This window comes from Paenibacillus hebaui (assembly GCF_051934385.1).
In the GTDB taxonomy this organism is placed as follows: domain Bacteria; phylum Bacillota; class Bacilli; order Paenibacillales; family Paenibacillaceae; genus Paenibacillus.
In genome coordinates this window covers 6,385,306-6,400,834 of record NZ_CP196836.1, presented here as the reverse complement: position 1 = coordinate 6,400,834, position 15,529 = coordinate 6,385,306, and the positions used below count along the sequence as shown (strand labels likewise).

General features: G+C 47.8%; 10 protein-coding genes, 1 tRNA gene and 2 rRNA genes. 12 read left to right on the top strand and 1 reads right to left on the bottom strand.

Translation table 11 applies throughout. The annotated features are described in order from the left end of the window. The first annotated feature begins 104 nt into the window (after positions 1-104). The 11 genes from ACR32F_RS28935 (at position 105) to pssA (ending at position 13,665) form a co-directional block, all read left to right on the top strand. A tRNA-Ala gene (locus ACR32F_RS28935) sits at positions 105-180 on the top strand. A 253-nt stretch (positions 181-433) separates the two neighbouring features. Continuing rightward, positions 434-3,360: ribosomal RNA gene (locus ACR32F_RS28930) — 23S ribosomal RNA — on the top strand. 84 nt (positions 3,361-3,444) lie between these two features. Continuing rightward, positions 3,445-3,561: ribosomal RNA gene (gene rrf / locus ACR32F_RS28925) — 5S ribosomal RNA — on the top strand. A gap of 182 nt (positions 3,562-3,743) precedes the next feature. Next, complete coding sequence (locus ACR32F_RS28920) at positions 3,744-4,919, top strand: GNAT family N-acetyltransferase (protein ID WP_440113271.1); 1,176 nt, start codon at positions 3,744-3,746, stop codon at positions 4,917-4,919. Between the two features lie 484 nt (positions 4,920-5,403). Beyond that, the gene (locus ACR32F_RS28915) at positions 5,404-5,865 is read left to right on the top strand and encodes a CtsR family transcriptional regulator (protein ID WP_440113268.1); all 462 of its coding nucleotides are present in this window, start codon (positions 5,404-5,406) and stop codon (positions 5,863-5,865) included. Between the two features lie 30 nt (positions 5,866-5,895). Beyond that, on the top strand, positions 5,896-6,420 hold the full coding sequence (locus ACR32F_RS28910; protein ID WP_440113265.1) for a UvrB/UvrC motif-containing protein: 525 nt from the start codon (positions 5,896-5,898) through the stop codon (positions 6,418-6,420). 29 nt (positions 6,421-6,449) lie between these two features. Further along, positions 6,450-7,520, top strand: a complete 1,071-nt coding sequence (locus ACR32F_RS28905) for a protein arginine kinase (protein WP_440113262.1) — start codon at positions 6,450-6,452, stop codon at positions 7,518-7,520. Between the two features lie 177 nt (positions 7,521-7,697). Continuing rightward, positions 7,698-10,169: an ATP-dependent protease ATP-binding subunit ClpC gene (clpC, locus tag ACR32F_RS28900; protein ID WP_440113259.1), complete on the top strand. Its 2,472-nt coding sequence runs from the start codon at positions 7,698-7,700 to the stop codon at positions 10,167-10,169. 263 nt (positions 10,170-10,432) lie between these two features. Further along, positions 10,433-11,800 (top strand): DNA repair protein RadA, encoded by a 1,368-nt coding sequence (radA, locus tag ACR32F_RS28895; RefSeq protein WP_440113256.1) that lies wholly within the window; start codon positions 10,433-10,435, stop codon positions 11,798-11,800. Between the two features lie 13 nt (positions 11,801-11,813). Continuing rightward, a complete protein-coding gene (gene disA, locus ACR32F_RS28890; protein WP_440113253.1) occupies positions 11,814-12,890 on the top strand; it encodes a DNA integrity scanning diadenylate cyclase DisA in 1,077 nt (358 codons plus the stop codon). A 43-nt stretch (positions 12,891-12,933) separates the two neighbouring features. Further along, entirely contained in the window at positions 12,934-13,665 is a 732-nt protein-coding gene (gene pssA, locus ACR32F_RS28885; protein WP_440113250.1) for a CDP-diacylglycerol--serine O-phosphatidyltransferase, read from the top strand. A 154-nt stretch (positions 13,666-13,819) separates the two neighbouring features. On the opposite strand, the gene ACR32F_RS28880 is transcribed toward pssA, so the two are convergent. After that, positions 13,820-14,215: a DUF1573 domain-containing protein gene (locus ACR32F_RS28880; protein WP_440113248.1), complete on the bottom strand. Its 396-nt coding sequence runs from the start codon at positions 14,213-14,215 to the stop codon at positions 13,820-13,822. 173 nt (positions 14,216-14,388) lie between these two features. On the opposite strand from ACR32F_RS28880, the gene ACR32F_RS28875 reads away from it, so the two are divergent. After that, a complete protein-coding gene (locus ACR32F_RS28875; RefSeq protein WP_440113245.1) occupies positions 14,389-15,474 on the top strand; it encodes a PIN/TRAM domain-containing protein in 1,086 nt (361 codons plus the stop codon). Positions 15,475-15,529 lie beyond the last annotated feature (55 nt).

Genomic DNA, 15,529 nt, shown 5'->3' with positions numbered 1-15,529 from the left:
TGGAGAATCGTTTCCCGAGTGGAAACATTCAAATACGCAGGTTCTTAGAACCTGCAACAGCACCACAGTTACTTATCCATTTGTTCAGTTTTGATGGAATTTGAGGGGCCATAGCTCAGCTGGGAGAGCGCCTGCCTTGCAAGCAGGAGGTCAGCGGTTCGATCCCGCTTGGCTCCACCAAAGAATTTCGTCTATTTAGCTTGTTCTTTGAAAACTAGATATCGAAACGAAAATTGCGAATTAGAACATTCCTTTTAGGGATGAATGCTTGTTCGGTTCATGTAACCGATCAACAATCATCCTATCTGATCTTGTGTAAACAAGTGAAGTGTTTATAAGGTAGATTGCATGAGCGAGTGATCGAAATGGAGCGACTTTTGGCTTTGGACGCAGTCCAAAACAAGCGGAGCGACAGCTCGAACACGAGCGATATGGTTAAGCTACTAAGAGCACACGGAGGATGCCTAGGCGCTAGGAGCCGATGAAGGACGTGGCGAACAACGAAACTGCCTCGGGGAGCTGTAAGCAAGCTTTGATCCGGGGGTGTCCGAATGGGGAAACCCAGCTGGGGTAATTTCCAGTTACTCACAACTGAATACATAGGTTGTGCAGAGGCATACCAGGGGAACTGAAACATCTAAGTACCCTGAGGAAGAGAAAACAATAGTGATTCCGTCAGTAGCGGCGAGCGAACGCGGAGAAGCCCAAACCAGAGAGCTTGCTCTTTGGGGTTGTGGGACGTCTCACATGGAGTTACAAAGGAACCGATTAAGCGAAGAGGTCTGGAAAGGCCCGCCAAAGAAGGTAAAAGCCCTGTAGTTGAAAGTCTGTTCCCTCCGAGACGGATCCCGAGTAGTGCGGGGCACGTGAAACCCCGTATGAATCCGGCAGGACCATCTGCCAAGGCTAAATACTTCCTAGCGACCGATAGTGAAGCAGTACCGTGAGGGAAAGGTGAAAAGCACCCCGGAAGGGGAGTGAAATAGAACCTGAAACCGTGTGCTTACAAAAAGTCAGAGCCCGTTTTAGGGGTGATGGCGTGCCTTTTGTAGAATGAACCGGCGAGTTACGTTCCCGTGCAAGGTTAAGGTGATGAGCCGGAGCCGCAGCGAAAGCGAGTCTGAATAGGGCGAGTTAGTACGTGGACGTAGACCCGAAACCGGGTGATCTACCCCTGTCCAGGGTGAAGGTGCGGTAACACGCACTGGAGGCCCGAACCCACGCATGTTGAAAAATGCGGGGATGAGGTGGGGGTAGCGGAGAAATTCCAATCGAACTCGGAGATAGCTGGTTCTCCCCGAAATAGCTTTAGGGCTAGCCTCGGAAAACAGAGTCGTGGAGGTAGAGCACTGATTGGGTGCGGGGCCCGCAAGGGTTACCAAGCTCAGTCAAACTCCGAATGCCATAGACTTACTTCCGGGAGTCAGACAGTGAGTGCTAAGATCCATTGTCAAAAGGGAAACAGCCCAGACCATCAGCTAAGGTCCCCAAGTGTGTGTTAAGTGGAAAAGGATGTGGAGTTGCCCAGACAACCAGGATGTTGGCTTAGAAGCAGCCACCATTGAAAGAGTGCGTAATAGCTCACTGGTCGAGTGACTCTGCGCCGAAAATGTAACGGGGCTAAACACACCACCGAAGCTATGGCTTGATGCTTTGCATCAGGGGTAGGGGAGCGTTGTATAAGGGTTGAAGGTGTACCGTAAGGAGCGCTGGACATTATACAAGTGAGAATGCCGGTATGAGTAACGAAAAGATCAGTGAGAATCTGATCCGCCGAAAGCCTAAGGGTTCCTGAGGAAGGCTCGTCCGCTCAGGGTAAGTCGGGACCTAAGGCGAGGCCGAAAGGCGTAGTCGAAGGACAACAGGTCGAAATTCCTGTACCACCGTAAGCCGTTATGAGCAATGGGGGGACGCAGCAGGGTAGTGACGCGGACTGATGGATGTCCGTCTAAGCAGTGAGGCTGATGTGTAGGCAAATCCGCACATCGATAAGGCTGGGCTGTGATGGGGAGCGAAAATTATAGTAGCGAAGGTCATGATCTCACACTGCCAAGAAAAGCCTCTAGCCAGGTGATGGTGCCCGTACCGCAAACCGACACAGGTAGGCGAGAAGAGTATTCTAAGGCGCGCGGAAGAACTCTCGTTAAGGAACTCGGCAAAATGACCCCGTAACTTCGGGAGAAGGGGTGCCCCGGTAGTGTGAATAGCACGAGGGGGCCGCAGTGAAAAGGCCCAAGCGACTGTTTAGCAAAAACACAGGTCTGTGCGAAGCCGTAAGGCGAAGTATACGGGCTGACGCCTGCCCGGTGCTGGAAGGTTAAGGGGAGTGGTTAGGAGCAATCCGAAGCTGTGAACCGAAGCCCCAGTAAACGGCGGCCGTAACTATAACGGTCCTAAGGTAGCGAAATTCCTTGTCAGGTAAATTCTGACCCGCACGAATGGCGTAACGACTTGGGCGCTGTCTCAACGAGAGATCCGGTGAAATTTTAATACCTGTGAAGATGCAGGTTACCCGCGACAAGACGGAAAGACCCCATGGAGCTTTACTGCAGCTTGATATTGAATTTGGGTACGATCTGTACAGGATAGGTGGGAGCCTAAGAAGCATGAGCGCCAGCTTGTGTGGAGGCACCGTTGGGATACCACCCTGATCGTATCTAGGTTCTAACCTGGTACCGTAATCCGGTGCGGGGACAGTGTCAGGTGGGCAGTTTGACTGGGGCGGTCGCCTCCTAAAGAGTAACGGAGGCGCCCAAAGGTTCCCTCAGAATGGTTGGAAATCATTCGAAGAGTGCAAAGGCATAAGGGAGCTTGACTGCGAGACCTACAAGTCGAGCAGGGACGAAAGTCGGGCTTAGTGATCCGGTGGTACCGCATGGAAGGGCCATCGCTCAACGGATAAAAGCTACCCTGGGGATAACAGGCTTATCTCCCCCAAGAGTCCACATCGACGGGGAGGTTTGGCACCTCGATGTCGGCTCATCGCATCCTGGGGCTGAAGTAGGTCCCAAGGGTTGGGCTGTTCGCCCATTAAAGCGGTACGCGAGCTGGGTTCAGAACGTCGTGAGACAGTTCGGTCCCTATCTGTCGTGGGCGTAGGAAATTTGAGAGGAGCTGTCCTTAGTACGAGAGGACCGGGATGGACGTACCGCTGGTGTACCAGTTGTTCCGCCAGGAGCACCGCTGGGTAGCTATGTACGGAAGGGATAAGCGCTGAAAGCATCTAAGCGTGAAGCCCCCCTCAAGATGAGATTTCCCAGTATGTAAGACCCCTTGAAGACGACGAGGTAGATAGGCTGGGGGTGGAAGTGCAGCAATGCATGGAGCTGACCAGTACTAATCGGTCGAGGGCTTATCCAATATGCACGTTGTAAGGCGCAAATTTCGTTTCGAATCTAGTTTTCAGAGAACAAATACTCTGAAATGTAAGCTATAAGCTATGCGTTTGGTGGCGATGGCGGAGGGGTTCCACACGTACCCATCCCGAACACGACCGTTAAGCCCTCTAGCGCCGATGGTACTTGGACCGCAGGGTCCTGGGAGAGTAGGACGCCGCCAAGCAAAGAACCACTGCCGATGTAATTCGGTGGTGGTTTTTATTTGTTTAGTTTAGGGGATGCGAATGCATCTCCTATTTGACATTGCACAACTCCTCTGACACACTCAAAGGGGATACATATATCACGTATCAGGCCATGATTTGGAATGATCTCATAAATCTAGAGAACGGGGTGCAGGACGACATGGAAATTCAGAAATTGACGGTAGATGATTTTGAACCAGCTATGGCACTCTCCGAATATGCTTTTCAAGTGGTAGTGAGTGAAGAACAAAAAGAGAAGCGACGGAGTCAATTTGCGTCACAGGATATTTGGGGTGTGTATGAGGAAGGACAATTGGGTGCCAAACTTCACATTATTCCTTTTCAAACCTATATTCATGGGAGATCGTTCGAGATGGGCGGTATTGCGGGTGTAGCCACATGGCCGGAATTTAGACGCAAAGGCTGGGTAGCTGGGCTGTTAAAGCATGCGTTGGAGGAAATGAACCGTAATAAACAAAGTATATCGTTTCTGCATCCGTTCTCTTTTGCTTTTTATCGGAAGTACGGATGGGAGACTTATGTTGAATTTAAACGCTATAAAGTGCCTACAGCTCATTTGCCTGCGAAAAAGGAAACTCCTGGAACGATTCGGCGCGGCGATCCGGGCCTCAGCATATTAAAGGAAGTATACACTGCCTACGCTGAGCGCTATAACGGAACCTTAATCCGGAATGATGCAAGGTGGGAGAATTCGGTTCTTGCAGATGGAACCAGCCAGAAAGCTGTATATTATGATGAAGCTGGTAAAGCACAAGGCTACCTTTTATATGAGGTTAGGGAAAACAAGTTTACTATTAAAGAGATCATTTATCTCCATGAAGAGGCGAGACAGGCCTTGTGGACTTTTATAGCCAATCATGATTCCATGATTGAGGAAGTGACATTACAGGCACCAGCGAATGATATGCTTGCTTTTCAATTGGATAATCCGCGGATTCAGCAGGAAATTGTACCCTACTTCATGGCACGTATTGTGAGTGTGGAACAATTTATTTCACAGTATCCTTTTGGTAATCAGACGTCACCGGTACAAATTGTTCTCCAGGTTCAGGATACACATGCTCCGTGGAATGAAGGGGTATGGCAGCTGAATGTGGCGATGAACGGTACAGCTTCCATCTGGAAAACGTCTGAGTCGGTAGTGGAGGATCAGACCGTCAAGGTTGATATTCAAGCACTCACCACAATGTTGATGGGGTATCGCAGACCGGTCGAGATGGCACGAATGGGCAGAATACAGGGTCCTGTTGGAGCAATTTCAGCTTTGGAACAAGCCATACCTGAACGGGAAACCTATTTACTTGATTTTTTCTGATCCTAACGAAGGATTTATTCTGTGAAGAGAACTAATCTCGTTGTTTCATCATTGAAGTTAATAAGAAATACGACGCTAATGCAAGACAAATGGACTTCTCCGGATCTTTTGGGGAGGTTTTTTTGTGTCTGAGGAATATTTCGTGTAAAATCGTAAAAAATGAACAGTGACCCCACTTGGCAAAAACGTAAAATATGCTATAATGTATATAAAGTCAAAGAAAGTCAAAGTCAACTAAAGGTTAAAAACTTACGTGGCTTTCTTTCTGCAATCCGGTGGTGGGGATCATTAGAATATGGTATTACACATCAGCGGACAAAGGTAATATTAAAGGACCTTCGAGCGTCCTTCATTCTCCCGTTAACGGTTGTGGAAGCCAGATTCGCTGTTTCCCTGATTGGTTAAATGGGTTGAGAAGGTGTACTCTGTGGGGGCGTGTGGGTCCTTATTGACTTAAACGTTTCAGACAGTGGAGGATGAGTGGATGCGTAATATCTCTGATATTATCGAACGATATCTGAAGAGTATTTTGCATGAAAGTCCCGAAGGAATGGTTGAGATTCAACGTAATGATCTGGCGGATCAATTTTCATGTGTACCTTCCCAGATTAATTATGTCATCAGTACCCGGTTTACTATCGAGAAAGGTTACCTTGTAGAGAGTAAACGTGGCGGCGGTGGTTATGTTCGTATTCAGCGGATTGATTTGCCGGCTCACTCGGCTCTGCATAACCATTTGCATCATAGTATTGGAGATGAGATCGGGCAGACAGCTGCTGAGGGTCTGATTTACCAACTGGAAGAAGCGCGTTTCTTGAGCAAACGGGAAGCCGGGTTGATGCGGGCAGCTGTATCGAGAGAAATTATATTGGTCAAACTTCCTTACCGGGATCAAATTCGTGCCAGAATGTTGAAGGCGATGTTAATATCTTTGCTCGGTAAATGAAAACTATCGGGATCAAGGGGGTACATCATTATGCTGTGCCAAGAATGCAATAAACGTCCAGCGACACTCCACTTCACGAAGATCGTGAACGGAGAGAAGACGGAGTTCCATATTTGTGAGTCATGTGCTCGTGAAAAAGGGGAAATGATTCCTGGAACATCCAATGGATTTTCCATTCACAATTTGTTGTCAGGGTTGCTTGATTTTGAACCCTCAGGCAAGAATGGCAGTGCAGGAGCCACTCCAGCGCAATCCCTTCGTTGTGAGGAATGCGGAATGACCTATTCACAGTTCAGCAAAATCGGCCGTTTCGGCTGCAGTTCATGTTATAAATATTTTGATAGTCGTCTTGATCCGTTATTCAAACGGGTCCATGGAAGTACTTCCCATGTAGGCAAGGTGCCTGCGAGAGCTGGTGGTCGCATTAAAGTGAAACGGCAAATCGCTGATCTGAAACGTGATCTTCAGGAGAGTATAACCCAAGAGGAATTCGAAGAGGCGGCACAAATTCGTGATCAGATCAGGGAACTTGAAAAAGGAATTGCTCAGGAATAAAAGATTGCCATGAGTAGGAGGGATGCGTAATGCCTAATCTGCGTTTTACAGAGAAGGCGCTCAGCGACTGGATGCAAAGTGATGCGGCTGATTCCGAAATCGTCATTAGCAGCCGTGTCCGGATCGCACGCAACCTTCAGCATTATCCGTTTCCGATGCTGGCTTCTAATGAGCAATCGGAAGAAGTGCTGAATAAGCTGAGCGAAGTACTTCAATACGATGAGGTTCATGCCTTTGGAGATTTTCATACATTGGATCTGATGGATATCGCGGACCTCGACAAACGGGTGCTGGTGGAAAAACATCTGATCAGCCCCAGTCTAGCGAACGAATCCAGACATGGTGCCGTTATTCTCAGTGAGGATGAATCTGTCAGTATTATGATTAATGAAGAGGATCATCTTCGTATCCAATGCCTCTATCCGGGGTTCCAGGTGAAAGAAGCCTGGGAGAAAGCTTCTGCAATAGATGATGCTTTTGAAGCGCATGTGGATTATGCTTTTGATGATCGCAGAGGATACTTAACCAGTTGTCCGACCAATGTAGGCACAGGTGTTAGAGCATCTGTCATGATGCATCTGCCTGCTCTGGTCATGACACAGCAGATTGGCCGTATTCTAACTGCAGTCTCCCAAGTAGGGCTGACAGTTCGTGGGATATATGGTGAAGGTAGCGAAGCGATGGGCAACTTGTTCCAGATCTCTAACCAGATCACACTGGGACAGACAGAACAAGAGGTCATCGATAACCTGCATAATGTTGTGTTACAGATGATTGGACATGAACGTACCGCCAGGGAACGGTTAATTACCGATTCCAGACTGCGTATTACCGACCGGGTTATGCGTTCATACGGTATATTGTCTCATGCTGCTATCGTTGATTCGAAGGAAGCTGCACAGCGTCTGTCCGATGTACGCCTTGGCGTAGATCTTGGCTTACTCGATGGATTATCCATTACCGTGATGAACGAGTTGAATGTGATGACACAGCCAGGATTTTTACAGAAGACATTTGGAGAAGACATGCGGGCTGATGAGCGTGACATCTACCGAGCTCAGTTGATTCGTGATACGATCAGTGCAGCTATCCAATCCTAGTTGTTCAAGTTTTGTGAACGAAGGTTTCATGCCGCCTCAGCGGCTTTTATATAATAGAGCAATAAATGCTGAATGGTTTTATTCGCAGCACGGCTGCAAGCAAAAATGATATGAAGAATACGGTGGGATCGTTTCAAAGACCCTCGTTTTATCCAAAACCATGGAGGTGCAGGAGATATGATGTTTGGAAGATTTACGGAACGGGCCCAAAAGGTGCTCGCATTAGCGCAGGAAGAAGCTGTCCGTCTTGGTCATAATAACATCGGTACAGAGCACATTTTGCTCGGTCTCATTCGTGAAGGCGAAGGCATCGCAGCCAAAGCGCTGATTGGCCTGGGGCTCGGGTTGGAAAAAATTCAGGATGAGGTAGAAACGCTGATTGGCCGTGGCCAAGAGCAACCTACGAACATTGCATATACGCCTCGTGCGAAAAAAGTGATTGAACTATCTATGGATGAAGCCCGCAAATTGGGTCACACTTATGTAGGCACAGAGCATATCCTGCTCGGATTGATTCGTGAAGGTGAAGGGGTTGCGGCACGTGTGCTGAACAACCTGGGTATTAGCTTGAATAAGGCACGTCAACAAGTGTTGCAATTGCTTGGCAGCAGTGAAGCCGTATCCAGCCATAATGGGACACCGGCCAATGTTAGCACACCAACATTGGACAGTCTGGCCCGTGATCTCACGGCTTATGCCAAAGAGAACAACCTCGATCCGGTTATCGGACGTAGCAAAGAAATTGAACGTGTCATTCAGGTACTTAGCCGTCGTACCAAGAACAATCCGGTACTGATCGGTGAGCCGGGTGTAGGTAAAACAGCGATTGCTGAAGGACTTGCACAAAAAATCATTGCTAACGAGATACCGGAAACTTTGCGCGATAAACGTGTCATGACGCTGGATATGGGTTCTGTTGTAGCAGGAACCAAATATCGTGGTGAATTTGAAGATCGTTTGAAAAAAATCATGGATGAAATCCGTCAGGCAGGCAACATCGTACTGTTCATCGACGAATTGCACACCCTGATTGGTGCAGGTGGAGCTGAAGGTGCAATTGATGCTTCTAACATTTTGAAACCGGCTCTGGCTCGTGGAGAATTGCAATGCATTGGTGCAACAACACTGGATGAGTATCGCAAATATATCGAGAAGGATGCTGCGCTTGAGCGTCGTTTCCAACCGATTACCGTCGATCAGCCTTCTCCGGAAGAAGCCATTCAGATTTTACACGGTTTGCGTGATCGTTACGAAGCGCATCACCGGGTGAAAATTACGGATGAAGCGATTGTGCAGGCCGTTAAATTGTCTGACCGTTACATTCCAGACCGTTTCTTACCAGACAAAGCGATTGATTTGATTGATGAAGCGGGTTCCAAAGTAAGATTGAATTCTTACACGATCCCACCAAACCTGAAACAACTGGAAAGCCGTCTGGAAGATATCCGCAAGGAAAAAGACTCTGCGGTTCAAAGCCAGGAGTTCGAAAAGGCAGCAGCTCTGCGTGACACGGAACAAAAAATCCGTGAAGAGCTGGATGTAACGAAGAACCAATGGAAAGAAAAACAAGGTCGCACGGATTCCGAGGTAACACCTGAGGATATCGCACAAGTGGTAGCCAGCTGGACGGGAATTCCTGTGAACCAACTGAAAGAAGAAGAGACACAACGCCTGATGAATCTGGAGTCCATTCTGCATGAACGTGTCATCGGTCAGGATGAGGCTGTGAAGTCTGTCAGCCGTGCGGTTCGCCGTGCCCGTGCTGGACTTAAAGATCCAAAACGTCCGATGGGGTCATTTATCTTCCTGGGTCCTACGGGTGTAGGTAAAACTGAGCTGGCTCGTGCTCTGGCTGAAGCGATGTTTGGCGATGAAAATGCAGTGATCCGGATCGATATGTCTGAGTATGGCGAGAAGCATTCGACTTCCCGACTCGTAGGGGCGCCTCCAGGCTATGTTGGATACGAAGAAGGTGGCCAGCTGACTGAGAAAGTACGCCGTAAACCTTATTCCGTTGTACTGCTTGATGAAATCGAGAAAGCACACCCGGAAGTATTCAACATCCTGCTGCAAGTGCTTGAGGATGGTCGTCTGACGGATTCCAAAGGTCGCGTCGTTGACTTCCGCAATACACTGATCATTCTGACATCCAATGTGGGTGCAGAAGCGATCAAACGTAACTCTACACTGGGCTTCACTGCAGTTATAGATGCAGGAGCAGATTACGATAATATGAAGGGGAAAGTAATGGATGAGTTGAAGAAAAGCTTCCGTCCAGAGTTCCTTAACCGGATTGATGAAATTATCGTGTTCCACTCACTCGAAGAAAAACACATTGCTGAGATTGTTACGCTGATGAGCGAAGAGCTTCGCAAACGACTGCTCGAACACGAGGTCGATTTCGAACTCACCGACAAGGCAAAGGGCTTCCTTGCTAAGGCAGGCTTCGATCCAGCATACGGTGCTCGTCCGCTTCGCCGGGCGATCCAGAAGCACATTGAAGACCGTCTGTCAGAGGAATTGCTCACAGGTAATGTGACCAAAGGAGATTCGTTGTTAATCGATGAAGAGAATGGCGCTTTGTCTGTAACGAAAAAGGAAGTTATCATTCCTTCCAATGAAGAAAGCGAAGAAATCGAAACAAAGTAAAGTAAAGAATTAAATACGTTTGGATTAAGCTCCAATACGCTACAGATTCCTAATCCTTTCCGGCCTCGGCCGGGAAGGTTTTTTTGATATTTGGACATAATCCAAATGATTATGTTAAGAACATGTGTAAAGTTTGCGATAATCCTTTACGAAAATTCTCAATCAATGGTAAACTTTTATTAACCCTGCACGTCAGGGAATTCAGGAAAAATTCGTCGAAAAAAGTAAAATTCTGTTATGAAATAAATCTTAGGAGTGCTAAAGTGGCCAAAGTTAAAACTAAGTTTCAGTGTACGGAATGCGGCTATGAGGCCCCCAAGTGGTACGGGAAATGTCCGGGTTGTCAGTCTTGGAATTCAATGGTGGAAGAAACCGAAACGGTGGTCAAAACACAAGGGAGAAATTCTCCCCTCTATGATAGTAAAGATAAAGCGCTTCCCATCATAGATATAGATAGCGGTCAGGAACCACGTGTACAGACTGGAATCGGAGAGCTGAACCGAGTACTGGGTGGCGGAATTGTGCCAGGTTCTCTTGTTCTGGTGGGCGGAGATCCCGGCATCGGAAAATCTACGTTGATGTTACAGACGTCCCATGCTTTGACACATTCGGGTTTGCGTGTACTTTATGTCTCGGGTGAGGAATCGGTAAAGCAAACCAAGCTGCGGGCTGACCGTCTGGGTGCACTCTCTGCTGAACTGTACGTATTGTGTGAAACCAATATGGAGCGTGTTGAGGAAGCGGTGGAACAGATCCAGCCGAATTTTCTTGTCATCGACTCCATTCAGACGGTATACCTGCCAGAAGTCACCAGCGCACCCGGTAGTGTAGCGCAGGTAAGGGAATGTACCTCAAGGTTTATGAGGATTGCCAAAGGACGAGGCATTGCAACTGTACTTGTGGGGCATGTTACGAAAGAAGGCGCCATTGCCGGTCCACGTATGTTAGAACATATGGTGGATTGTGTTCTTTATTTTGAAGGAGAGCGGCATCATACGTATCGTTTATTGCGTGCGGTGAAGAACCGCTTTGGTTCCACCAATGAGATCGGCATTTTTGAAATGGGCGAAGATGGGCTTCGTGAGGTAGGCAATCCGTCAGAACTCTTTCTGTCTGAACGTCCGCTCGGTGTAGCGGGTTCTACAGTTGTTGCTAGCATGGAGGGCACACGTCCTCTGCTCGTGGAATTGCAGGCATTGATCTCAACCACTCATTTCCCTTCTCCCCGCCGTATGGCAACCGGGGTGGATCTCCATCGATTAAACCTGATTATTGCGGTACTGGAGAAACGGATGGGCATGTTCTTGCAAACCCAGGATGCATATCTGAACGTAGCTGGTGGTGTAAGATTAGATGAACCGGCAGTAGATTTGGCGGTTGCTGTAAGTATTGCATCGAGTTTGAGAGATGTACCGACCAAGCCGGATGACGTCATTTTTGGCGAAATCGGCTTGACAGGTGAAGTTCGGGCCGTATCTCGGGCCGAACAACGTGTGAAGGAAGCCGCGAAACTGGGCTTCAAGCGTGTTATTTTACCAGAAAAAAGCTTAAAGGGCTGGAAACATCCTCGCGGGATACAACTGATCGGTGTGAATACCGTGGCAGATGCACTAGCGGTTGCTTTAGATTAGGGGGCATAACAAGATGAAAGATTCGAGCCAACTGGATAAGATGAATGATTTGTTAAGGCTGATCGCACCAGGTACACCTTTCCGCGAAGGTCTGGAAAATGTGCTGCGCGCCAAGACGGGCGCATTGCTTGTTGTAGGATACAGCCCTGAAGTGATGGAAGTCGTGGATGGAGGATTCTCGATTAACTGTGATTTCTCCCCTAACTATCTGTATGAACTCGCCAAAATGGACGGTGCCATTATCCTTAGCGAAGATTTAAAACGTATTTTGTACGCCAATACCCAGCTGATTCCGGACTCCTCCATCTCTTCATCTGAGACGGGAATTCGTCACCGGACAGCAGAGCGTGTTGCGAAGCAAACGGGTAAACTGGTCGTATCCATATCGCAACGCCGTAATATTATTACGTTATACCAAGGGACGCTTCGGTATTCCCTTAAGGAAATTGGGGTTATTTTGACCAAAGCGAATCAAGCGATTCAAACCCTGGAGAAATACAAAGCGGTGTTGACACAGTCCCTTACGAACCTGAGCGCATCCGAGTTCGAGGAACTGGTGACCATTCCTGAAGTAGTCAACGTTATTCAGCGTACGGAAATGGTTATGCGTATCAAAACGGAAATCAAACGATATATTCACGAACTCGGTAATGAGGGAAGACTGATCTCTATGCAGATGGAGGAGCTGGTCGGTACAACGGAGGAAGAAGCCTGGTTACTTTATAAAGACTATGCCCGTGACGACAGTGATGACAAAATCCGCGATATAATTGTGGGTCTGAAAAGATTGTCGGACGATGAGTTACTGGATGCACATCATATTGTTCGTTTGCTCGGTTACCCTTCGTCGGCGGCAACGTCCGAAGATTCGGTTGCACCTCGCGGATACAGGGTATTAAATAAGATCCCCCGCCTGCCGAACGTCATTATTCATAATCTGGTGGATCAATTTGAACAGCTGCCCCATGTCATTATGGCTACAATTGAAGAACTGGACGAAGTGGACGGGATTGGTGAAGTACGCGCCCGAACCATTAAGGAAGGACTCAAACGTTTGCAAGAACAGATGTTTATTGACAGACAGATGTAAGGGTTTGCCCATATCGGCTTGAAAATAATGAGGTGAAACAACCATGCTAACCAGATTCATTCCGAATCTCTTCACCATAGGTAATCTGTTTCTTGGAATGATGGCGATTCTGCTTGCCATTGATGGGAATTACAGTTTGGCTGCGATTATGATCATTATTGCCATGTTATTAGATGGTCTTGATGGGCGGGTGGCACGCGCACTGAATGCTCAGAGTGAATTTGGCAAAGAGCTTGATTCCTTATCGGATATGGTTTCATTTGGTGCAGCTCCGGCTCTGATCATATTCATGGTATCATTTCAGGATGCATCACCGTTTTTCGCCTGGATTGCAACTGCAAGCTTCCCGATATGTGGAGCCATCCGGCTTGCACGGTTTAATGTGCGCCCAGGTATACCGGGTTACTTCACAGGCCTGCCGATTCCGGCGGCTGGAGGGGTATTAGCTACACTGTCTCTGTTTCACAAGGATATTGGTCCCATCAGTATGATGATTGCTACGTTGCTATTATCGTATCTGATGGTGAGTTCGCTCAAATATCCCAATTTAAAAAAGGTTGGTCTGCCGCGTAAAGCGATCTGGATCGCGCCTTGGGTTGTCCTTTTCGCTGTAGCCGTGGCCGTCATTTTCCCGGAGCAGTTGTCCAAATTAATCTTTATTCCACTGGTGTTGTACGCCTTATATGGGATCAAGCACAATATGCGGACAGCAGCCTCGCGTAATCGGGCCAAAAAGCGCAAGGACGAGAAATCATCCCGTCCTCCAGATCGTTAAGAATTATAGCGGACTGGCCGTGTGCCGATCCCACATTACCTATATCAGGCCAATATAAAGAAAAGCACGTATGCTCCCAACCAGGAGAATGCGTGCTTTTTGGTTATTCAGATCTATAAGGTACTCTAACCTTTTGAAACGAATTACGTATCGTTTACGACAAATTAAACATCCCTAACGTCGAACATTTCTGTGATTCGTGATTCACGACTTCTTCCATGTTGATGTCCAGCAGATTGCAGAGAGCTGACATATAAAACAGGTTTCGCCCCAGTTCAGAGCTGATAACCTCTTTGCAATTCTCGCACAACTCACCTTCCACATGCGTTTCCAGCAGGCCTTTGGTTTGAGCAATATCACTCTCTGATCCATATTTCTGCTTGGTGGCGTGCAGCTCAATGCAGCCGCATTCGGTAATGGCCTTAGACACGGCACGGTTAACAGAAGCTCCGGCTTGTCCTGTTTTGGACAGCACATCAATCAGGCTGCGATGACGCAGCAACAGCTCGGAAACTTGATCCTGAAAAGCCTGTAAACTTAGCGTACTCATTTTGCTACTCACCTCGGGATATGAATTGAATTCATTATATGCCAATAATTTATCTACTTTCAACTGACGATTGCAACATTTCCAAAAAGTTCTTCGAAAGCGGGATTAGTAATTTGAGAATTGGATCATACTGGATATGAGATCAAGAAATATTGAAGGAGGTGCAGGGACATATGTGGAAAAAAGGCATTTTAACTTTTACAGGATTGTGCGGTGCATGGTTCGGTTACACGGCATATCATCTGGCAGGAAAATCCGTCCCGTGGATGGCTGAGTGGATTCAGTCAGCAGGATTGTTAGGGGCTGGGGTATCGACATTACTGGGAGCTGTACTGTTTATGGGTGTGTGCAACATTGGTGGAACATTGATGGCAACCAGACTGCATAATGGTATTGATTCCTTGGCAAAAGTACCGATGAATGAACTCGCAGCAGGCGCTGCGGGTACCGTTGCAGGATTGCTTGTTGCTTTGCTGTTGTATCCTTGTGTAGCATGGCTAGGGACGGCCGGAGAGGTGCTTCAGGTGGCGCTGACGGTCGTAAGTAGTTATTCGGGTTATGCCCTTGCCATGGCGAAGAAAGATGATCTGGCGGCCTTCTGGATGTCTGGTCGCTGGGGTCATCCCGAAGTGGATGAGGACAGACGGATCGAAGAACATAAAATTTTGGATACCAGTGTTATTATTGATGGTCGCATCGCTGATATTTGCAAAACCGGATTTATTGAAGGCACGATTGTCATTCCCGAATTTGTCCTAGAGGAACTTCAGCATATTGCCGATTCATCCGATCTGCTTAAGCGGAACAGAGGACGGCGTGGACTCGACATTTTGAACAAAATCCAGAAGGAACTCGACGTCAAAGTGCTCATCTACGAGGGGGATTTTGAAGAAATCTCCGAGGTAGACAGCAAGCTCGTGAAATTGGCGAAAGTACTTCAAGGCAAGGTCGTTACCAACGACTTCAACCTCAATAAAGTCTGTGAACTTCAGGGTGTATCTGTACTGAACATCAATGATCTCGCAAATGCGGTTAAGCCGGTTGTGCTACCGGGTGAAGAGATTATGGTACAGATCATCAAGGACGGCAAGGAGCACGGTCAAGGTGTAGCCTATCTGGACGATGGCACAATGATCGTTGTGGAAGGCGGTCGCGAGTACATTGGCATGATGATGGAAGTGCTGGTGACAAGTGTGTTGCAGACTTCAGCGGGACGAATGATCTTTGCGAAGCCTAAACTGTTGGAAAAAGCCCAATAAAGCGGTATGATGGGTAGTGTATCGTTGAACGAGATTTGATATCGCGGATAGATAT